Source organism: Micromonospora sp. MP36 (assembly GCF_008119785.1).
Classification (GTDB): domain Bacteria; phylum Actinomycetota; class Actinomycetes; order Mycobacteriales; family Micromonosporaceae; genus Micromonospora.
Genome location: NZ_VSFA01000009.1, coordinates 100,046 through 120,993, shown reverse-complemented (window position 1 = coordinate 120,993; position 20,948 = coordinate 100,046). Strand labels below are relative to the sequence as shown.

Annotated in this window: 16 protein-coding genes; 7 read left to right on the top strand and 9 right to left on the bottom strand. The window is 72.6% G+C overall.

Annotated features, from left to right (window positions below; translation table 11 throughout):
- Nucleotides 1-43: 43 nt before the first annotated feature.
- Entirely contained in the window at nt 44-1,321 is a 1,278-nt protein-coding gene (locus FXF52_RS11260; protein ID WP_148796184.1) for a HAMP domain-containing sensor histidine kinase, read from the bottom strand.
- Entirely contained in the window at nt 1,318-2,013 is a 696-nt protein-coding gene (locus FXF52_RS11255) for a response regulator transcription factor (protein ID WP_148796183.1), read from the bottom strand. The genes FXF52_RS11260 and FXF52_RS11255 overlap by 4 nt, the downstream gene beginning before the upstream one ends.
- Before the next feature lie 346 nt (nt 2,014-2,359).
- Here FXF52_RS11255 and FXF52_RS11250 point away from each other — a divergent pair, with 346 nt between their 5' ends.
- From FXF52_RS11250 to FXF52_RS11235, 4 genes are all read left to right on the top strand, one after another.
- On the top strand, nt 2,360-4,759 hold the full coding sequence (locus tag FXF52_RS11250; RefSeq protein ID WP_187413443.1) for a M14 family zinc carboxypeptidase: 2,400 nt from the start codon (nt 2,360-2,362) through the stop codon (nt 4,757-4,759).
- Between the two features lie 138 nt (nt 4,760-4,897).
- Nucleotides 4,898-5,377, top strand: coding sequence for a septum formation initiator (locus tag FXF52_RS11245; RefSeq protein ID WP_148796179.1), 480 nt, complete (start codon nt 4,898-4,900; stop codon nt 5,375-5,377).
- 254 nt (nt 5,378-5,631) lie between these two features.
- Nucleotides 5,632-6,024 (top strand): cupin domain-containing protein, encoded by a 393-nt coding sequence (locus FXF52_RS11240; protein ID WP_148796177.1) that lies wholly within the window; start codon nt 5,632-5,634, stop codon nt 6,022-6,024.
- A 42-nt stretch (nt 6,025-6,066) separates the two neighbouring features.
- Nucleotides 6,067-7,851: a glycoside hydrolase family 15 protein gene (locus tag FXF52_RS11235; RefSeq protein WP_148796174.1), complete on the top strand. Its 1,785-nt coding sequence runs from the start codon at nt 6,067-6,069 to the stop codon at nt 7,849-7,851.
- A gap of 50 nt (nt 7,852-7,901) precedes the next feature.
- Here FXF52_RS11235 and FXF52_RS11230 read toward each other — a convergent pair whose 3' ends face one another.
- Nucleotides 7,902-9,089, bottom strand: coding sequence for a threonine synthase (locus tag FXF52_RS11230; RefSeq protein ID WP_148796172.1), 1,188 nt, complete (start codon nt 9,087-9,089; stop codon nt 7,902-7,904).
- A gap of 8 nt (nt 9,090-9,097) precedes the next feature.
- Nucleotides 9,098-10,132 carry a DNA polymerase ligase N-terminal domain-containing protein gene (locus FXF52_RS11225; protein ID WP_148796171.1) on the bottom strand — a complete coding sequence of 345 codons (1,035 nt, stop codon included), beginning with the start codon at nt 10,130-10,132 and terminating at the stop codon, nt 9,098-9,100.
- A 137-nt stretch (nt 10,133-10,269) separates the two neighbouring features.
- On the opposite strand from FXF52_RS11225, the gene FXF52_RS11220 reads away from it, so the two are divergent.
- From FXF52_RS11220 to ctaD, 3 genes are all read left to right on the top strand, one after another.
- A complete protein-coding gene (locus tag FXF52_RS11220; RefSeq protein WP_148796168.1) occupies nt 10,270-11,058 on the top strand; it encodes an aldo/keto reductase in 789 nt (262 codons plus the stop codon).
- 171 nt (nt 11,059-11,229) lie between these two features.
- Nucleotides 11,230-12,336, top strand: a complete 1,107-nt coding sequence (locus FXF52_RS11215) for an FAD-dependent monooxygenase (protein ID WP_148796166.1) — start codon at nt 11,230-11,232, stop codon at nt 12,334-12,336.
- A gap of 143 nt (nt 12,337-12,479) precedes the next feature.
- Nucleotides 12,480-14,237 carry a cytochrome c oxidase subunit I gene (ctaD, locus tag FXF52_RS11210; protein ID WP_148796164.1) on the top strand — a complete coding sequence of 586 codons (1,758 nt, stop codon included), beginning with the start codon at nt 12,480-12,482 and terminating at the stop codon, nt 14,235-14,237.
- A 253-nt stretch (nt 14,238-14,490) separates the two neighbouring features.
- On the opposite strand, the gene FXF52_RS11205 is transcribed toward ctaD, so the two are convergent.
- The 5 genes from FXF52_RS11205 to FXF52_RS11185 form a co-directional block, all read right to left on the bottom strand.
- Nucleotides 14,491-14,700 carry a hypothetical protein gene (locus tag FXF52_RS11205; protein WP_148796162.1) on the bottom strand — a complete coding sequence of 70 codons (210 nt, stop codon included), beginning with the start codon at nt 14,698-14,700 and terminating at the stop codon, nt 14,491-14,493.
- 303 nt (nt 14,701-15,003) lie between these two features.
- A complete protein-coding gene (locus FXF52_RS11200) occupies nt 15,004-16,218 on the bottom strand; it encodes an MFS transporter (RefSeq protein ID WP_148796160.1) in 1,215 nt (404 codons plus the stop codon).
- A gap of 65 nt (nt 16,219-16,283) precedes the next feature.
- On the bottom strand, nt 16,284-16,865 hold the full coding sequence (locus FXF52_RS11195) for an isochorismatase family protein (protein ID WP_148796158.1): 582 nt from the start codon (nt 16,863-16,865) through the stop codon (nt 16,284-16,286).
- Nucleotides 16,866-16,878: 13 nt separating this feature from the next.
- A complete protein-coding gene (locus FXF52_RS11190; protein ID WP_148796156.1) occupies nt 16,879-18,165 on the bottom strand; it encodes a nicotinate phosphoribosyltransferase in 1,287 nt (428 codons plus the stop codon).
- Between the two features lie 17 nt (nt 18,166-18,182).
- On the bottom strand, nt 18,183-20,861 hold the full coding sequence (locus tag FXF52_RS11185; RefSeq protein WP_148796154.1) for a LuxR C-terminal-related transcriptional regulator: 2,679 nt from the start codon (nt 20,859-20,861) through the stop codon (nt 18,183-18,185).
- Nucleotides 20,862-20,948: the final 87 nt, after the last annotated feature.

Here is a 20,948-nt window from a genome sequence, read left to right as displayed (position 1 = left end):
TCCGGAGTGGATAGCGGCGCGCTACCCGGTGGCTAAGCCCGGGTTAAGGCCGAGGCGGCCCGAGCCGCAGCAGCACAAGCGCCCCACCGCCGACGGCGCTGTGCAGCTCCAGCCGCCCGCCGCTGGCCCGGGCGGCCCGGTCGGCGATGTCCAGACCCAGCCCGGTCGACCCCGCGTGGCTGGCACCCCGCCGCACCGTGCCGGACGGCAGTCCCGGGCCGGAGTCGGCGACGGTCAGCGCGACCTGCCCCGCGTCGGGGACGAGCCGGACGGTGAACGGTGTCCCGTCCGGCGTGTGCGCGAAGACGTTGCCCAGCAGCGCGTCCACCGCCGCGGCCAGCTCGTCCTCGGGCACCCCCACGGGGAGCGGGCCGGGCGCCAGATCAAGGGTGACGGTGCGGCCCGTGTCCTCGGCGAGCACCGACCAGAACGCCACCCGCTCGCCGACGACCGCCGCCGCGTCACAGCCGGCCGGGCCGTCCGACGCCGACCTGCGCCACCGGGCCTGCCGGATCAGGCCGGTGACCGCGCGTTCCAGGCCGTCCACCGCGGCGGTCAGCCGGGCCGCGTCGTCGGGGTCGCGCAGCGACTCGGCCTCCAGCCGCAGCGCGGTCAACGGGGTACGCAGCCGGTGCGACAGGTCCGCCACCTGCTCCCGCTCCTCGCGCAGCAGCACCTGGATCCGCCCGGCCAGGTGGTTCAGCGCGCCGGCGACCTCCCGCAGCTCGGGCGGTCCGGCCGGGGTGACCCGGGCGTCGAGCTCGGCGTTGGCCAGGCGGTGGGACACCGCCGAGAGCTCGCCGATCGGGCGGACCAGCGTACGGGCCAGCCGGTCGGCGACGATCAGCCCGACCAGCACCAGCAGCACGCCGAGCAGCGCCAGCACCAGCCAGGCCCGGGCCACCCCGGCGGTGAGTTCCGAACGGGGGACCACGGTCCGGATCACCCCGGTGCCGTCCGGCCGGCCCTGGACCGCGATGACCACCTCCCGCCCGTCGGCCGACTCGGCGGTCAGGCTCTGCCCCCGCGCGGCGAGCGCCACCGCGGGGGTACGCGCCACCGGCGTGCCGAGCACCGTGCCGTCGGGCAGGAACACGCTGAACGACCGGCCCGAGTCGGCGGCGAACTGCTCGACGGTCAGCCGGATGGTGTCCGGATCGGCCGTGCCGACCACCGCTGCCAGGCGCTGCGCGTCGGCGGTGGCCCGGACGGTCGCCCGGTCCGCCGCGACGGTGCGCAGCAGCAGCGCCAGCGGCACCAGGAAGGCGGTCAGGACGAGCACGCTGACGGCGGCGACGAGCAGCGCCAGCCGCCCCCTCACCGGGCGGTCCCGGGAGCCTCCAGCCGCACCCCGACCCCCCGGACGGTGTGCAGGTAGCGCGGCTGCTGAGCGCTCTCACCCAGCTTGCGGCGCAGCCAGGACAGGTGCACGTCCACGGTCTTGTCGGCACCGCCGTACGGGATCCGCCAGACCTCGGTGAGCAGCTCCCGCTTGCTGACCACCTGCCCGGGACGGCCGGCGAGGTGGTGCAGCAGGTCGAACTCGCGCGGGGTCAGCTCGACCGGGACGCCGTCCAGGCTCACCTGCCGGGAACGCGGGTCGACCCGCAGCCCGCCGACCACGAGCGCCGCGTCCTCCGTCCCGGCGTCGCCGGCCGCGCGGCGCAGCACGGCCCGGATCCGGGCATCCAGCTGCGCCGCGGTGAACGGTTTCACCAGGTAGTCGTCGGCCCCGGCGTCGAGCAGCCGGACGATCTCGGTCTCGTCGTCCCGCGCGGTGGCCACGATGACCGGCACCGAGCTGACCGCCCGCAGCATCCGCACCAGCTCACGACCGTCCAAATCGGGCAGTCCCAGGTCGAGCACGACGAGGTCGGGCCGGTCGTCGAGCGCGTCGCGCAGCCCGGTCATCGCGGTCGAGGCCGCGGCCACCGCGTGGCCGCGCTCGCGCAGGGCCCGGATCAGGGGGGTACGGATGGCGAGGTCGTCCTCGATGAGCAGCAGCCGGGGCACAGGGGCACGGTAGCCCCCGGGAGCCGCCCGGGTCAGTCCTCCGTCCGCTTGCCGCGGCGCGGACCGATTGATCGCTCGTTCGGTCAATCGTGCGGTTCAAGCTGGTCGCCTCGGCGGCTTGGCGGTGCGGACAGTCCGGCCCGGATGATCGTTCCGATTGATCGGGACCAGCGGCTGCCCTGTTGCCACCGATCTTGACACTGGGTGAGAGGCGGATCACACTTCCGCGCAACTGTGGCAGCCGAGGTCGTGCCGCGCACCCCCCACCACGCGGCCCTCGGGAGCCCCCTTGCCTGGAAGGACTCTCATGAGGAGTACGAGAGAAACGATCAGAAGGGGCCGCTGGTTGGCTCTGATCGCACTACCGCTGGCCCTCGCCTTCAGCACGCCCGGCCTCGCCATGACGTCGGACGGTGAGGTGGCCCCCGACAGGTCGTCGACCGGTGCCCAGCACGGCGTCGGGCTGATGCGCATCGTGGTCGCCGACAAGTCGGGGATCGACCGGCTCAACGAGCTGGGTGTCGACCTCGCCGAGTACGTCAAGCCGGTCGACAACGGCATCGAGGTGCACGCGATCCTCAGCCCGGAGGAGAGCCAGGCGCTGCGGGACATGGGCTTCGACGTGCAGGACGCCATCTCCGACCAGAGCGACTACGCCGAGAACGTGGCTGAGCGGGCCGCCACGGTCCGGGCCGTGCAGTCCCTGGCCGCCAGCACCGACACCCTGACCGTGCTGCGGGCCGAGTGGTTATCCAGCCTCGACAACCAGCTCTTCCTCAACATCGAGGTGAAGTCGAGCGCCGGCACCGACTCGACGACGGTGCTGACGGCGAGTTGGGACAGCGGAGCGGGCACCGAGATCGGCTCCGGCGGCACCGCCACGATGTCCCGGTTCACCGACGCCGGCCAGTACATGTACCACCGGTTCAGCAACCCGGTCGCCATCGGCGCCGCACCGGCCAGGGCCACCATCACCAGCAGTAAGGGCGGCTCGGTCACGGTCGACGTGGACAAGTGGCTGGGCAACCCGCGCAAGGTCACCGGTGACCACCCGTACGTGTCGGACTTCGTCGACCACTACATGGACCCGACCGAGGTCACCGCGCGATTCACCGCGCTGGCCGCGGAGTTCCCGAAGCTGGCCCAGCTGATCGACCTGCCGTACAAGACGAACGGCTACCGGCGCCAGGCGCAGGCGCAGTTCGGCACCGCCTCGGCGAGCATCGTCTACGTCACCTCCAAGGCGTACGGCTCCGAGGGCGGCAACGACATCACCATGTCGCTGGTCAACCCGGGCGCGGCGAACGCCCCGCTGACGGTCAACGTGTCCGGCAAGGCCGTCACGGTGAGCCTGGCCACCAACGGTTCCGGCGCGATCAGCAGCACCGCGGCACAGGTCGCGGCCGCGGTCAACGGCAACTCCGACGCCGGCTCGCTGCTCACGGCCAGCACCTACCGGGGTAACGCCGGCGCGGGTGTGGTGGCCGCGGCCACGGCCACCAAGCTGACCGACAACCTGAAGGCGCCGGCGAGCGTGTCCCGCGACCCGTTCCAGATGAAGGTGCTGCGGATCGGCAAGCACCGGGACGGCTCGAAGGTCGGGGTGTTCCTCTACTGCCAGGAGCACGCCCGGGAGTGGGTGACCCCGCTGGTCTGCGTGGAGTCGGCCGAGCGGCTGCTGCGCAACTACGCGCAGGACCCGAACACCCGCAAGATCGTCGATGACCTGGACATCTTCATCCTGCCGGTGGTCAACCCGGACGGCGCGCACTACAGCATGTACGACTACAACATGCAGCGCCGGAACATGACCAACTACTGCCCGGCGTCGTCGGCGGACCCGGCCAACCGCAACAGCTGGGGCGTGGACGTCAACCGGAACTTCTCGGTCGGTTCCGTCTTCGACGGCTACACCGGTGCGTCGGCGACGAACTGCACCAGCGACACGTACGCCGGCCCGAGCGAACTGTCCGAGCCGGAGGCGCGCAACGAGGTCTGGCTGGTCGACACCTTCCCGAACATCAAGCTCTCCATGAACACCCACTCCTACGGCGGCTACTTCATGTGGCCGCCCGGGGCGTACAAGAGCGCCGGGCGGGAGGTGCTGCCGCGGGTGGACCAGGGCACCGAGGCCTACTTCTGGGCCTCCTCGGACTACATCCTCTCCCGCGTGCAGGAATACCGCGGCACCGCGATCTGGCCGGGTCGCACCGGGCCGGTGACCGACGTGCTCTACTCGGCGGCCGGTAACAGCGCCGACGAGCACTGGTACAACCGGGGCATCATCGGCTGGGACTTCGAGGTCGGCGCGGACGTCTACAACCCGACGACCAAGCGGTTCACCGCGGTCGGCTTCCAGCCGCCGTTCGCCGAGGGCCACGAGGAGGCGATGGAATTCGCCAACGGCAACATCGGCATCCTCGAGGTCGCCCGGGCGTACGCGACGGACAAGATCCAGCCGAAGAGCACGGTGAAGATCGTCAAGCAGGAACCGGGCTCGACGTCCTTCACCTTCAGCACCAGCGAGCCGGCGAACGTCTACTACACGCTCGACGGCAGCCGGCCGACCTACAACTCCCCGAAGCTGGCCCTGGCCGGCATGCGGGAGGGCAACCAGAGCATCACGGTCGAGAGCAGCACCACCGTCAACTGGTTCTCGATCGACATCGCCGGCAACGTGGAGAGCAACTACAAGCCGGACGGCGACGGCAAGAACTACAACAAGCAGACCGTGTCCGTGCGGTAGCCAGCATCGATGGGAAGCGGTGGCCGTCGACCCCGGGTCGGCGGCCACCGCCCCGTCCCCAGTACGTCGTCGGAGCCGCGCCGACTCTTTAACGTTCCCCAGTGCCGGCCTTAACCTTCGCTCGGGGAGACTCGGCGCATGGGCCGTCGTCAGATCCTCGCCGCCGTCGGGTGGTTGGCCGCCACCGTCGCCGCCACCCTCGTCGGGTTGGGCGCGATCCGGCTGGTCGGGGAGGGCATCGCCGGCACCCCAGGCGGCGTACGCGACCAGCAGGAGGTCGAGCGGGCGCTCGCGTCCCCCGAGCCGGTCTCCCCGAGGCCGGTCGAGAGGCCGACCGGGAGCCCGACACCGACCGCGGCTGCGGCGAGTCCCCCGCCCACCGGCGGCCCGACCGGGGTCCGGAGCAGTTTCTCCACCCCGGGCGGCACGGCGGTGGCGGAGTGCGGGCCGGCGGGAGCCCGTCTGGTCACCTGGTCGCCCGCCCAGGGCTACCGGGAGAAGGAAGCCGAACGAGGGCCGGACGACCACGTCAAGGTCCGGTTCGTCGGCCCCGGGGGCGAGTACGAGCTGCGGGTGCGGTGCGTCGGCGGGCGACCGGTGGCCGACACCCACGACTGACGGGAACGGGCGCGTGGACGAGCGCACGGCGCCGCTCGACCGGGGTCGTAACGTCGCCGCGCTCTGGCCGTCTCCCACCACCGCAGCCGTACGGCGGTACGACAGCGGGGACCTGGCTCGACCGGCCCCAGCGTGCACCGGTCCTGGCGCAGCAGATGCCCGTCCAGAGGGGATCCAAACCCGGGCTTGGTGGCAAATTCCACCATCTGCGAGTCCCGGTGTGACCGGCGGGTACGACCGGGTATGTGGCCGCCATGGAGCATTTCACGATCGCGACCGTCGCCGAGAAGAGCCCGGACTTCCGGCGGGTGCTCTGGACCGGGCAGCGCACCCAGCTGGTGATCATGACCATCCCGCCGGGCGGAGAGATCGGCGAGGAGGTGCACGAGAACATCGACCAGATCCTCACCTTCGTCAGCGGCACCGGAGAGGCCCGGGTGGCCGGGGAGAAGCAGGAGGTCGTCGCGGGCGACCTGGTGGTCGTACCAGCCGGCACGAAGCACAACTTCGTCAACACCGGCCCCAACCCGCTCGTCCTCTACACGGTGTACGGGCCGCCGGAGCACGCCGACCAGGCCGTGCACCGGACCAAGGAGGAGGCCGACGCGGCCGAGGCCGCCGGACAGGACGAGCCGCCCACCGGGTGACCGGCGCGGTCTGAACCGGGCGGGTCCGGGTACCCGGAGCGGGTGCACCGGCCGGCGATCTCCGAGTACGGATTTCTCTCCGACTGCCGCTCCGGGGCGCTGGTCAGCCGCGACGGTTCGGTCGACTGGTGGTGCCCGGACCGGTTCGACGCCCCGTCCGTCTTCACCCGCCTGCTCGACCCGGCCGGCGGGCACTGGCGGATCGCCCCGCTGGCCGCCAGCCGGGTGGAGCGGGCGTACCGGCCGGACACCCTGGTGCTGCGCACCGTCCACCACACCCCGGAGGGGAGCGTGGCGGTCACCGACGCGCTCGCCGCCGAAGTGGGTGCCCGGGGGCACGAACTGGGGATGAACTCACCCGCCGTGCTGATCCGGGTGGTCGAAGGGCTGTCCGGGCGGGTCCGGATGCACCTCGACTTCGCGCCCCGACCTGAGTACGGGCTGCTCACCCCGTATCTGCATGAGCAGCCGGGCGGCGGGGTGCTGGCGGCCGCCGGGCCGGTGACCCTGACGCTGCGCGGCGGTGGGCAGGCGTTGCGCACCGACCGGGACCGGGTGCGGCACACCTTCGAGGTGGCCGCCGGCCAGCAGATCGGCTTCGACCTGGCGTACGCCCCGGTCTACGGGGGTCCGCCGGCCCGGCTCGACCCGGTCGTCACGCTCAACGAGACGGCGCAGGCGTGGGAGGCGTACCGGGAGAGCCACCACTACCCGGGCCACTACCCCGACCCGGTCCGCGCCAGCGCGACCGTGCTGACCGGCCTGACGTACGCCCGTAGCGGCGCGGTCGCCGCGGCGCCGACCACCTCGCTGCCGGAGCAGATCGGCGGCGACCGCAACTACGACTACCGCTACGCCTGGCTGCGCGACTTCTCGATGACCATGCGGGCCTTCTGGGTGGCGGCCTGCCCGCACGAGGCGTCGCGCCTGTTCGCCTGGGCGGCCCGGTCGATCGGGCGGGTCGGTGACCAGCCGGTGCCGGTGCTGTTCGGGCTGGAGGGGGAACGGGACCTCTCCGAGCACGACTGCGCGCACCTGCGCGGGTACGCGGACAGCCGGCCGGTGCGGATCGGCAACGACGCCTGGCGGCAGCGGCAGCTCGACGTGCCCGGCGAGGTGATCTCGGCGGTCTGGCGGCTGCACCACTACCTCGGCGAGACGCTCGACGCGGAACTGCTGGAGATGGTGGTCGGGCTGGCCGAGCAGGTGGTCGCGACCTGGCGGCTGCCCGACCGGGGCATGTGGGAGACCCGGGACGTCGAGCGGCACTACCTGTCGTCCAAGGTGCTCTGCTGGGCGGCGCTGCGCCGGGCGGTGCAGCTCGCGCCGCAGCTCGGGGACCGGGCCGACCCGCGGCGCTGGGCGGGCATCCGGGACGAGATCCGCGAGACCGTGCTGCGCGAGGGATGGGACGACCGGATCGGCGCGTACACCGGGGCGTTCGGCTCGGCGGAGCTGGACGCCTCGGCGCTGTTCCTGCCGGTGGTGGGCTTCCTGCCCGCCACGGACCCGCGGATGCGCTCCACCATCGAGGTGGTCGAGCGGGAGTTGGGCACCGAGGACGGCCTGGTGCGGCGCTGGAACACCGACCCGGCGGGCTTCGTGCTCTGCTCGTTCTGGCTGGTCGAGTGCCTGGTGATGGCCGGGGAGCCGGACCGGGCCCGGGCGCTGTTCGAGACGGTCCTCGGCCACGCCAACGACCTGGGCCTGTTCGCCGAGCAGATCGACCTGGACAGTGGCGCGCAACTCGGCAACATGCCGCAGGCGCTGTCGCACATCGGCCTGATCAACGCGGCCTGGCGGTTGACCGACCCGACCACCGACTGAGGCGGCTGTCAACCCTGCTCCACCGGTAGGGGTTAAGAAGGTGCCCCTCCTTACACCATCGGCACGCCGGAGACGTCCACCGTCTCCGGGTACTTCAGGCCGGCGCCGGTGTTGAGCACCACCACCCGCTCGCCGGCCCGGATCCAGCCCCCGGCCCGCAGCTGCCGGGCCGCGGTCAGGCAGGCCGCCCCCTCCGGGCAGAGCAGCAGCCCTTCCCGGGCGGCGAAGTCGCGCAGGTCGGCGAGGATCTCCGCGTCGTCCACCGCGATCGCGGTCCCGCCGCTCTCCCGCAGCGCGGTGAGGATCAGCTCGTCGCCGAGCGGGGCCGGCACGGTGATGCCGAACGCCACGGTCTGCGCGTCCTGCCACGGTGTGGCCCGTGGCTCCCCGGCCGCGAACGCCCGGACGATCGGCGCGCAGCCGGTGGACTGGACCGCGACAAGCTTCGGCAGCCGGTCCTCCACCCAGCCCAGCTCGCGCAGCTCGTGCAGCGCCTTGTGGATGCCGATCAGCCCCACCCCGCCGCCGGTCGGATAGATGATCACGTCGGGCGCCTGCCAGCCGAGCTGCTCGACGATCTCGTACCCCATGGTCTTCTTGCCCTCCAGGCGGTACGGCTCGCGCAGCGTGCCGGCGTCGAAGATCCGCCCGCCCGACTCGGCGACCAGCCGGGCCACCCACCGGCCGGCGTCGCTGATCAGCCCGTCGACCAGCCGCAGGTCGGCCCCGGCCGCCAGGCACTCCCGGCGGCAGATGGTCGGCGCGTCCAGCGGCATGGCGATGGTCGCGCCCATCCCGGCCCGGGCCGCGTACGTCGCCCAGGCCGCCCCGGCGTTGCCGTTGGTCGGCATGGCGATCCGCTCGACACCCAGCTCCCGGGCCCGGCTCACGCCCACCGCCGCGCCCCGGGCCTTGAACGACCCGGTCGGGGTGAGCCCCTCGTCCTTCACGATCAGGTCCGGGATGCCGATCTCGTCGCCGTACGCGGGGGCGCGCAGCAGCGGCGTCCAGCCCTCGCCCAGCGTGGTCACGAAGCGTTGGTCGGCCACCGGCAGCAGCTCCCGGTAGCGCCACAGGTCGGCCGGCCGCAGACCGAACTGCTCCGGGGTCATCGACGCGGCCACCGCGGCCAGGTCGTAGCGGGCCATCAGCGGGGACCCGCACTCGCACAGGTTCTGCAGCTTGTCCGCCGGATGCTCCCGGCCGCAGCGCGGGCAGTCCAGGTGCGTCAGGTGCATCGTGATCCTCAGCTCGGGTCGATGCTCAGCCAGTGCCGGCTGCGCCGGCCCGGCTCGTACGGGGAGTCGAGGCGCTTGGCCACCACTCCAGGCAGCCCCTGTTCGCGGGCGGTCCGCAGGGCGTCCGCGCCGACTCCCGGGAACCACGGCGGAGTCTGCCAGTGCTTCCCGGCCAGCGCCAGACCGTCGAGCAGCTCGCGGCGTTGGGCGTACGGCACGTCGAGGGTGATCACGCCCTCCAGCCAGAGCAGGTCGACGGCGAGGAACTGGCCGTCCCGCTTCGTGGGCGCCTTCACCCGCCCGGCCGGGTCGATCCGGACCAGCACCCCGTCCAGCACGGCCTCCGTGGGGGCCAACTCCTCGGCCATCGCCCGCAGCCACGGGTACGTCCCGCTGACGTCCTCGTCCGACTCGTCGAGCAGCCGCAGCCGGCCGCCCGAGACGTACGCGACGGTCCGCACCCCGCCCCAGCGCAGCTCGTACCCCCAGGCCGTCTCGTCCTTCGGTAGGCGCTTGCCGGGGGTGGGGTGCATCGGGCGGACCAGCTCAGGCATCGGGGTCCAGCCCTCCGGAGCGGGGCCGGTGCGGCGGACCATCCAGTCCCGCCCCCGGCCCCCGGTGGCGAAGAGCACGTACCGGCCCTTCGTCCGCTTCCCGTCGAGCACCACGATCACCTCGTCGTCGCGCCACTTCTCCGCGCGGTACGTCCCGGTGTCGTGGATGGTCATCTTCCCGCCGCCGTACTCCCCGGCCGGGATCTCGCCGTGGAAGGTGAGGTACTCCATCGGGTGGTCCTCGGTGTGCACGGCGAGGTGGTTGCGGCCGGGGTCGCGGGGCAGGCCGCGCGGTACCGCCCAGGACGCCAGCACGCCGTCGTGCTCCAGCCGCAGGTCCCAGTGCAGGCTGCGGGCGTGGTGCTGCTGGATGACGAAGCGGGGCTTGCGCCGGGAGGTCCGCTTCCGCTCCGGGGCCCGTTCCGGCACCGGCTCCGGGGTACGCGCCGCGTCCCGCTTCCGCCGGTACTCCTCCAGCCGGTCAGCCACTCCCGCATTGTCCGGTACGCCGAGGTGATCCGCAGGGGTGTCGCGGGGCGGATCGTCCCGTTTCCGCCGTCGCCGCCCGACCCGCCCTCCGGCGGGTCGCGGGCATGGTGGGGCCGATCAGGGGTAGAACAGCCGCCATGACAGGTGTTGACCAGCAGCCCACCGTCCCGCTCTCCGGCGACGTCCGGATCCCGTTGCTCGGGTTCGGCACCTGGCAGGCCACCGGCCAGGCCGGATACGACGCGGTGCTCGCCGCCCTCGACGCGGGCTACCGGATGATCGACACCGCCACCATGTACGGCAACGAGCAGGAGGTGGGGCGGGCGGTCAAGGAGAGCGGGCTGCGCCGGGAGGACGTCTTCATCACCACCAAGCTGCCACCGGAGCGGGCGGGCCGGGAGCGGGAGACCATCGAGGCGAGCCTGCGCGCCCTCGACACCGACTACATCGACCTGTGGCTCATCCACTGGCCGCCGGCATCCCCGGGCGACAGCATCCCTGTGTGGCGGGAGTTCCTGGCCGCCCGGGACGAGGGCCTGGCCCGCACGGTGGGGGTGAGCAACTACAGCACCAGCCAGATCGACGAGCTGATCCAGGCCACCGAGGAGACCCCGGCGGTCAACCAGATCCGGTGGAGCCCGACGCTGTACGACCGGCGCACCCACGCCGCCCACCGGGACCGGGGCGTGGTGCTGGAGGGCTACAGCCCGTTCAAGACCAGCGACCTCTCCGACCCCGTGTTGGTGCGCATCGCCCAGGCCCACGACGTCTCCCCGGCGCAGGTGGTGCTCCGCTGGCACATCGACCACGAGATCGTGGTGATCCCCAAGTCGGTCACCCCGGAGCGGATCCGGGCCAACGCCGACGTCTTCCACTTCTCGCTCACCGCCGAGGAGATGCGCGACATCGACGCCCTCGGCGGCTGACCGCAACCGCCCCGGCTTCCCCCGGTCGGCGTGGGACTCCTGCCGGTGGGATCGTGCGCCCGCGCCGACGGGCGGGCCCGTCAGGGCCAATGGGCCCTTTCGCCCCTCGATTGCGGGGAGTAGTGTCGTGCCTCCAACGCGTGCCGAACCCCTCCGGAGGCGTACCCCACCATGGGTGGTTCACCCCTGCGCATCCTCGTCGTCGGCGCAGGCATCGCCGGTCTCGCCGTGGCCCGAGCGCTGCGGCTGGCGGGGTTCCGGCCCGACGTCACAGAGAAACTGCCGCCCACCGAGCGCGCCGACACCGGTCTCTACCTGCCGGGCAACGCGGCCCGGGCGCTGCGCCGGCTCGATCTGGACGGCCCGCTGCGCCCGCTCGGCGAGGTCATCCACCGCCAGCGCTTCCTCGACGCGTCCGGCGCCCCGCTCTGCGAGGTGGACCTCGACGCCCTGTGGGTCGGGGTCGGGGAGTGCCGGGCACTGCCCCGCGCCGAGCTGCACCGGGTGCTGCTCACCGGCGCCGGCGGCGCGGTCCGGCACGGTGCCGAGGTCAGCGCCGTCGAGCCGCGCCCCCACGGCGTCACCGTCGGCTTCACCGACGGCACCTGCGCGGAGTACGACCTGGTCATCGGCGCCGACGGGCCGCACTCCGCGGTGCGTACCCTGGCCGCGCTCGGCGGCCCGCCCCGCCCCGCCGGCCAGGTGGTCTACCGGGCCATCGTCCGCGACGGCCCGCGGGTCACCGACTGGACGGCCCTGCTCGGCCAGCGCGCCGGCTTCCTGGTGGTGCCCATCGGCGCCGGGCGGCTGCACTGCTACGCCGACGAGGCCGGCACCACCGTCCCGACCGACCCCCTGGCCCGGCTGCACGAGCTGTTCGGCGACTACGGCGGCCCGGTCCCCGAGGTGCTCGCCGCGCTGCACGGCGTGCACGCCGAGATCACCGAGGAGGTCGAGCTGGGGCGTTGGTTCCACGGCCGAGTGCTGCTCGTCGGTGACGCGGCTCATGCCACCGCGCCGACGCTGTCCCAGGGCGCCGCCATGGCGCTGGAGGACGCCGTGGTGCTCGCCGAGTCGCTGAAGGCCGCCAGCGACGTGGATGCCGCGCTGGTCGCGTACGAGAGCCGGCGGCGGCCGCGTACCCGTTGGGTGCGGGACCGGACCCGGGACCGCAACCGGACCCGCGACGTGTCGCCCGCGCTGCGCGACCCGTTGCTGCGTGGTCGTGGCGGACGCATCTTCCAGGAGCACTACCGACTTCTCGTGGGCCCGCTCTGAGGGCCCGACGCCGAGCGGCGGTGATCGTAGCCGCCGACCCCCGGAGGCGGTGCCACCTGCCGGGGACTATCCTCCTTGCGGATGACGGCTGCGCAGATGACCAGCGCGTGCCGAGCGGGACAACCCAGAACCGGAGGCCACTCGTGACCACCGTCGCACCCAAGCCGGTCGTGACCCGGCCCTGGCCGGTCCGCCAGCCGGTCAAGGGGTCGGCCATCGCGCGGCTGCTGCGTACCACGGACGCGAAGCAGATCGGGATCATGTACATGGTCACCGCGTTCGCGTTCTTCATGATCGGCGGCCTGATGGCCTTGATCATGCGCGCCGAGCTGGCGCGGCCGGGCCTGCAGTTCCTGTCGCCCGAGCAGTACAACCAGCTCTTCACCATGCACGGCACGATCATGCTGCTGTTCTTCGCGACACCGATCGTGTTCGCCTTCGCGAACTACGTGGTGCCGCTGCAGATCGGCGCGCCCGACGTGTCGTTCCCCCGCCTGAACTCGTTCGCCTACTGGCTGTACCTGTTCGGCGGCACCATCGCCACCGCCGGCTTCATCGCCCCCGGTGGCGCGGCCGACTTCGGCTGGACGGCGTACACGCCGCTGAGCAACGGCGAGCACTCGCCGGGCGTCGGCGGGAACATGTGGGTGGTCGGCCTGGCCATCTCCGGTCTGGGCACCATCCTCGGCGCGGTCAACCTGATCACCACGATCCTGACCCTGCGCGCCCCCGGCATGACCATGTTCCGGATGCCGATCTTCACCTGGAACATGCTGGTCACCAGCCTGCTGGTCATCCTGGTCTTCCCGCTGCTGGCCGCCGCGCTCTTCGCGCTCGCCGCGGACAGGCTGATCGGCGCCCACGTGTACGACCCGGCCACCGGCGGCCCGATGCTGTGGCAGCACCTGTTCTGGTTCTTCGGCCACCCCGAGGTCTACATCATCGCGCTGCCGTTCTTCGGCATCATCTCCGAGATCATCCCGGTCTTCTCCCGGAAGCCGATCTTCGGTTACAAGGGTCTGGTCGCCGCGACCATCTCCATCGCCGCCCTGTCGATGAGCGTCTGGGCGCACCACATGTTCGCCACCGGCCAGGTGCTGCTGCCGTTCTTCAGCTTCCTCAGCTACCTGATCGCCGTGCCGACCGGTATGAAGTTCTTCAACTGGATCGGCACCATGTGGCGGGGCCAGATCACGTTCGAGACGCCGATGCTCTTCTCCGTCGGCTTCCTGGTGACCTTCCTCTTCGGTGGTCTGACCGGTGTGCTGCTGGCGAGCCCGCCGCTGGACTTCCACCTGCAGGACTCGTACTTCGTGGTGGCGCACTTCCACTACGTGCTCTTCGGCACGATCGTGTTCGCCGTGTTCGCCGGCATCTACTTCTGGTTCCCCAAGATGTTCGGTCGGATGCTCGACGAGCGCCTGGGCAAGGTGCACTTCTGGCTGACCATGATCGGCTTCCACACCACCTTCCTGGTGCAGCACTGGCTGGGCAACGAGGGCATGCCGCGGCGGTACGCCGACTACCTGCCCGGCGACGGCTTCACCACGCTGAACACGATCTCCACGCTCGGCGCGTTCATCACCGGTATCTCGACCCTGCCGTTCATCTACAACTGCTGGAAGTCGTACAAGGCCGGTCCGGTGGTCGAGGTCGACGACCCGTGGGGTTACGGCAACTCGCTCGAGTGGGCCACCACCTCCCCGCCGCCCCTGCGGAACTTCGACCGGATGCCGCGGATCCGCTCCGAGCGCCCGGCGTTCGACCTGAAGTTCCCGGAGCTGGCCGCCGGGCAGAGCCTGGCCGGCCCGCCGGAGGGTGGCGCCAAGCCGCTGACCAGCGAGTCCAACGGTGGCGCCAGCTACCAGGAGGACACCTCCGGCAACCTCGACCGGCGCTGACCCGCCGCCGACACCGCGCCACGGGCGCCGCACCCCAAAGGGTGCGGCGCCCGTCGCCGTTGCGGCCCCTGCCCCCGAGGGCTGTCAGCCCGCGCGTCGAGAGATGACTCCCCAGCCGCTACGAACTTGATGACGTAAACGATTCGCTCAGCTCATCGGTGGTGGCGACCTGCACCCTCGTGGACCTGAAGGCGACTTCCACCCTCGTGCGGCCGACTGACGCGGCCGGGCCCGCTGCCCGGCGCGGGGCCCATCACGGGCCGCCAGGTTTCCATCGAAACTGGAGCTCCGGCTCGTCGCGGCACTCCAGGACACCGGCCATCACCAGAGCGCGAAGCATCTGATACAACGCGTCGCCGAGCGGGTTCTCAGTCCAGAAGACACTCTTTGCCTGCAGGAACGATCTGTCCGCGAATAGGCCTATCGCTCGCCCCAGATAGAACTGGGCGTAGTCAACGTCCACCCACTCCGCGAGGTCGTCAGCTAAGCCCATAGCCAGGATCCCCCCACACGAGATGACTTCGCCACCGATCGCAGCACCTGGGTAAGCGGTCCGATCATCACTGGTAGCAGGACCAGCAAGGATCGGTCATGACCTTGCGTCAAGCATTCTGCGACGCCGTGTCGTCAGCGATCCTGTGAGACCAGGCAGACAGTCCCCGGTGATCCGTTCACGTCATCAGGTTCGTAGGCGCGACGAGGGCCGGTCGGCCCGGGAAGGCTCCCCGCCGGTGCCGGGGCGCCCGGGCGGGGAGACGGCGACGGATCAGAGGGTGGCGGGGGCCAGTTCCGGGGTGGCCGGTTCGGCGGTGGCCTGGCGGCGGTGACGCAGCTCGATCGGGAGCACCGCCAGGGCGACCAGCACGCCGATCGCCCCGGTGACCGCGAAGCCCCACGGCGGCGTCGAGGCGTCGATCACGGCGCCGGCGAGCGGCGCGCCGAGCGCGATGCCGACGGTGACGGCGGAGCCGTGCAGGCCCATCGCCTCACCGCGTACGCCGGCCGGGGCGAGCCGGCTGACCGCGTCGGCGGTCGAGGCGATGGTGGGCGCGCAGAGCGCACCAGCCGGGATGAGCGCCAGGCAGAGCAGCCACCAGTGGGCCCCGCCCAGGCCGACCGGGATCGTGGTGAGGCTGAGCACCGCCATCAGGACCAGCGGGGAGAACGAGCGGGTGACCGCCCCGTACGCGAAGCCGCCCACCAGCGACGCCACCGCCCACATGGTCAGGACGGCCCCGGTCCACCCGACCTCGCCGCCGGCCCGCAGCACGGCGACCACGGCGACGTCGGTGCCGCCGAGCACCAGGGTGGCAGCCAGGCTCACCGCCAGCACGGCGAGCAGCCGGGGCGTCAGCCACTCGCGGCGGGGCACCTTCCGGTGCGGGCCGGCCGGCTCGTCGGCGCTGCGGGTCGGCGGGTCGAGCAGCCAGAACCCGATCCCGGAGGCGACGATGCCGACGCCCACCGCCCACATGGTGAGCCGCGGGGAGACGGCGGTCGCCAGGGCCACGGCCAGCGCCGGGCCGACCATGAACGACAGCTCCACCGACATCGAGTCCAGCGCGTACGCCGGGCGGCGCCGCTCGGCCGGCACCAGCGCGGCGACCGACTGGCGGACCACCGAGAAGACCGGCAGGGTGAGCAGCCCGGCCAGGAACGCGGCCGGCAGCAGCACCGGGTACGACAGCTCAGGGGCGCTGGCCCAGAAGATGCCCTCGGCGATCGTGGTCAGCAGGAGCACCGGGCGTAGCCCGCGCCGGTCGACCAGCCGCCTGAGCAGCGGGGAGCCGAGCGCGGCGCCGACGGTCGACGCGGCGCCGACCAGGCCCGCGGCGCCGTACCCCCGGCCGAGGTCGAGCACGACGTGGAAGGTGAGCGTCACCCCGGTCGCGGTGAGCGGGATGCGGGCGAGCACCGACACCAGCAGCAGCGACCGGAGACCGGGCAGGGCGAGCGCCTCCCGGTAAGGCTTCAAGTTCACGACGGTCCGTACCTCCGGCGCCCATCCTCGACGGGGGGTACGACAGTCGGCAACCGGTTACCTGGTCAAGCGGCCCTGATCACAGGCGCGCCGACCATGGTGACCCCGGCCCCGTCCATGGCCCGCAGCGCCACGTCCAGCGTGTCGGGTGCAACGGCGGCGGTGAGGTCCAGCAGCACGGTGGTCCGGAACCCCTCCCGGGCGGCGTCCAGGGCGGTCGCCCGCACGCAGTGGTCGGTCGCGATGCCCACCACGTCGACCCGGTCGACGTCGTGCCGCCGCAGCCAGTCGGCCAGGCACTCGCCGTCCTCGGCGTGCCCCTCGAACCCCGAGTACGCGGCCGCGTACTCGCCCTTGTGGAAGATCGCCTCCACCCGCCCGGTCTCCAGGTCGGGGTGGAACTCCGATCCGGGGGTGCCGACCACGCAGTGCCGGGGCCAGGACTCGACATAGTTCGGCGGATCGCCGAAGTGCGGGCCCGGGTCGACGTGGTAGTCCTTCGTCGCCACCACGTGGTCCCAGCGGTCCGGCTCGGCGGCGAGCAGCCGGGAGATGCCGGCCGCCACGCCGGCCCCGCCGGCCACGGCCAGGGAGCCGCCCTCGCAGAAGTCGTTCTGCACGTCCACGATGATCAACGCGTTGCTCACGCCGGCGTCCTCCTCAGGTCGCGGGTACGACGGTCACCGGGATGGCCGGGTCGCCGCCGGAGAGCTTCAGGCCCTCCCACGGGATGGAGATCAGGCACTGCCGCAGGTGCTCCCGCGACTCGTCGAGGGTGGGCAGCGCGATCGGCTCCCCGCCGACTATGAACGAGTGCTGGAGCAGCCGGTCGTTCGGCTGCCGGTCCGGCAGCCCCTGCGGCACGATGATCTCCTCGGTGGCGGTGCCGGTCGGCTTGTGCCGGCGTACCGCCACCTTCCGGCCGCCGATGGTGGCCTTGCGCTCGGAGCGCTTGACCACCGGGCGGCCCTCGACCTCCACCAGCTTGTAGACCAGGCCGGCGGTCGGCGCGCCGGAGCCGGTCACCACGGCGGTGCCGGCCCCGTACATGTCGACCGGCTCGGCCGCGAGCGCGGCGATGGCGTACTCGTCGAGGTCGCCGCTCACGATGATCTTCGTCTCGGTGGCGCCGAGCGAGTCGAGCAGTTCCCGGGACTGCTGGGCGATCACCGCGAGGTCGCCCGAGTCGATCCGGATGGCCCGCAGTTCGGGCCCGGCCACCGCGATGGCGTTGCGGATGCCCTCGCTGATGTCGTACGTGTCGACCAGCAGCGTGGTGTCCTTGCCCAGCGTGGCGACCTGCGAGGCGAACGCCGCCCGCTCGTCGTCGTGCAGCAGGGTGAAGGCGTGTGCGGCGGTGCCCGCGGTGGGGATGCCGTACCGGTGGCCGGCGGCGAGGTTGGAGGTGAACCGGAACCCGGCCAGGTACGCGGCCCGCGCCGCGGCCACCGCCGCCCCCTCGTGCGCCCGCCGGGAGCCCATCTCGATCAGGGTCCGGCCGCGGGCGGCGGTGACCATGCGGGCGGCCGCCGCGGCGACCGCGCAGTCGTGGTTGAGCACCGACAGCACCAGCGTCTCCAGCACCACGCACTCGGCGAAGCCGCCGGAGACGGTGAGGATCGGGGAGCTGGGGAAGAAGAGGTCGCCCTCGGCGTAGCCGTCGACGTCACCGGTGAAGCGGTAGTTGGTCAGCCATTCGGCGGCCCGGTCGTCCACCACCCGGCTGCGGCGGAGGAACTCGATCTCCTCGGCGTCGAACCGGAAGTCCCGGATCAGCTCCATCAGCCGCCCGGTCCCGGCGACCACCCCGTAGCGGCGGCCCGCCGGCAGCCGCCGGGTGAACACCTCGAAGACGCAGCGGCGGTCGGCCTTGCCGTCGCGGAGCGCGGCGCTGACCATGGTCAGCTCGTAGTGGTCGGTCAGCAGCGCGGGGCGAAGGGTGCTCACCGCTCCACCCTAAGAGTTCAGGTCGGATCCCCGCCGTCGTGCCCCGGCATCGACCGCAGTGCGGCCCGCAGCTCGGCCCGGCCGGTCACCCCGAGCTTGCTGTAGACCCGCTGGAGGTGGTTCTCCACCGTGCGGGTGGACAGGTAGAGCTGTTCGGCGATGGCCCGGCTGGTGACCCCCTCGGCCGCGAGCCGCGCGACCTCCCACTCGCGGTCGGTGAGCGCGGGGCGCAGCCGCCGCAGGGCGGGGGTGGAGATCTCGTCGCAGCGGCGGAGCAGGCCGGCGAGCCGCTCCCGGGCTGGGGCGGCCGCGCCGGTCCGGCTGCGGCCGAGCCGGTGCAGGGCCATCGCGGCCGCCTCGGCGGCGTACACGATCAGGTCCCGGGCGGCGAAGCCGTCCGCGACGGCCAGCAGTTCGGTGGGGGAGCCCTCGACCGCGGCGCGGGCGTACCGGGCGACCAGCGGCGGTAGCACCCCGTCGATCCGCTCGGAGAGCTCGGCCAGGCGCTGGGCCACCGTGCGCCGGCCGCCGTCGGTGCACATCGGCCCGACCAGGGCGGCGGCCTGGTCCAGCCGGACCAGGTCGAGCAGGACCAGCAGCTCGTGGCCGGCGAGGTTGTCCTCGCGGAGCCGGTCGGCCAGCGCGCACAGGTGCTTGCCGGCCGTCGGCAGGTCACCGGTGGCGGCGTAGACCGCGGCCCGGGCCTGCTCCAGCCACGGGTACAGCATCGCCATGCCCGGGGCGTGGGTCCGGTCCGCCTCGGCCATCGCCTCGGCCGCGTGCGTCGCGTCGCCGCGCAGCGCCGCCGCCTGGGCGCGTTCGGCGTGTGCCAGCCCGGCGTACACCCGGCTGGTGGCGAGCACCGCGCAGGCGCCGAGGCTGGTCTTGAGCGCCTCGTCGCCACGCCCGCGCAGCCTCGCCGCGTACGCTTGGAGGATGGCCAGGTAGCCGGTGCCGAGCCGGAAGTCGCCCGCGCCGGCCTGGTCGGCGAACTCGTCGGCCACGATCGCGTCGATGCCGGCCAGGTCGCCGGAGAGCGCCAGCCGGGTGCCCCGGGCCAGCTCCATGGCGAGCTGGAGGTAGGGCATGTCGCCCCGCCAGCGCGCCGCCTCCGTCTGGACCCGGGCGATGGCGGCGGCGCTGCGCAGGTACTGCCCCTGCGCGGCGTGCAGGTGAGCGATCGTGCAACGGGCCAGCTCCCGGGCCGCGATGGGGGCGGCCGGGCGGTCCAGCACGGCCTGGGCGAGCCGCAGCGCCCGGTCGGTGTCCAGCCGGTGCAGCCGCATGATCGCCTCGAAGGCGCGGACCCGGGTCTGGTCGGCCGAGTCGGTCAGCTCGTCGCCGCGTGCGGCGATCTCCTCCACCGTGGACTCGCGGCTGAGCCCCCAGTAGCTGACCATGCCACGGACCGTCAGCCAGCGGCTGCGGCGCCGGTCGGAGCCGATCTCCCCGGCGACGGAGTCGAGCACCTGGATGGCCTCGTCCGGCCGGTCGCCGAACATGAGGATGGTGGCGAGCAGTTCGGCGGCGTCGAAACCGCCGTCGGCGTCCAGCGCGGCCCGGGCCAGCCGGGTCGCCAGCGGCACGTCGTACCGGCCGAAGGCCTGGGCGGCCGCGTCGAGCAGCAGCGCCGGGTCCTGCGCGGTGCCCGAGTCGAGCCGCCACACCGCCACCCGGAGCAGGTCGTCTCGGCGGCGCTTGCCGACCTGCTCGAGCAGCCCGGCCAGGGTGGCCTGGAGCCGGCGGGTCCGGCTGACCGGGCACTGCCGCCGCATCACCTCGCCGTACAGGGGGTGGGCGAGCCGGACGTTCAACCGGCGGTCGTCGTGGACCAAGGTGATCAGGCCACGCTCCTCGGCGACCTCCACGTCGGTCGGGTCGACCGCCTTCTCGAGCAGTTGCAGGCCGAGCGGCTCGCCGAACGCGACCAGCTCGACCACCGACCGTACGCCGGGGGTGAGCTGGCCGATCCGGATGTCGATCAGGTCGGTGAGGTTGGGGGCCAGCTCCAGCCGGCCGGTCCACTTCCAGATCCCGTACGTCCGGCGCAGCTCGCCGCCCCCGGAGGCGGCCAGCACCAGCTCGCGCAGCAGCAGCGGGTTGCCGGCGGAGAGCTGGAACAACCGCTCGGACGTCTTGGCGTCGACCGGGCCGTCCAGGATCGCGGCGAGCAGGCCGGTGGTCTCGGTAGGGCCGAGTGGACCCAGCTCGACCAGGTCGACCAGGTCGTCGGTCCACAGGGCGCGGATCGGCAGCGGGATCTGCTCGCCGTTGCGCAGGGTGCCGATCACGGTCGCGTTCTCGACCCGGGCGAGCAGGTGGACCAGCGCGGCCGAGGGCGGGTCGAGTAGGTGCGCGTCGTCGATCGCGAGCACGATGGGCCGGCCGGCGGCCTGCTGCTGGAGCATGTCCACGGCCCAGCGGAGGATGCCGGCGGGGGAGAGCCCCTGTGGCTGCTCGGCCGGGAGGACCTGCACCAGCCCACCGAAGGGCAGCGCGGCCGTGGTGGCGCTGGCCGAGACGGACCAGACCGCGTACCGGTCGGTGGGGAGGGCGGCCACCCCTTCGCGCAGCAGACGGCTTTTGCCGACCCCGGCGCTGCCGCTGAAGAACAACCCGCGCCCCTCGGGGCCGCCCACCGTGGACAACAGACGGTTGAGCTCATCCGTCCGGCCGACGAAGTCCCACCGACTCATCCGAGCAGCATATCGACGCTAATCCCCGCGCACCCGCAGCGTCACGGAGGGAAGTTGAGTAACCGGCCGATTAGCCCTGAGTATCGG

Bases quoted from the DNA above. Each gene is read 5' to 3' on its own strand.
- FXF52_RS11240 (WP_148796177.1), top strand. From the start codon at position 5,632: ATGGAGCATTTCACGATCGCGACCGTCGCCGAGAAGAGCCCGGACTTC.
- FXF52_RS11230 (WP_148796172.1), bottom strand. From the start codon at position 9,089: ATGCACCTGACGCACCTGGACTGCCCGCGCTGCGGCCGGGAGCATCCG.
- FXF52_RS11220 (WP_148796168.1), top strand. From the start codon at position 10,270: ATGACAGGTGTTGACCAGCAGCCCACCGTCCCGCTCTCCGGCGACGTC.
- FXF52_RS11215 (WP_148796166.1), top strand. From the start codon at position 11,230: ATGGGTGGTTCACCCCTGCGCATCCTCGTCGTCGGCGCAGGCATCGCC.
- FXF52_RS11185 (WP_148796154.1), bottom strand. From the start codon at position 20,861: ATGAGTCGGTGGGACTTCGTCGGCCGGACGGATGAGCTCAACCGTCTG.
- FXF52_RS11245 (WP_148796179.1), top strand. From the start codon at position 4,898: ATGGGCCGTCGTCAGATCCTCGCCGCCGTCGGGTGGTTGGCCGCCACC.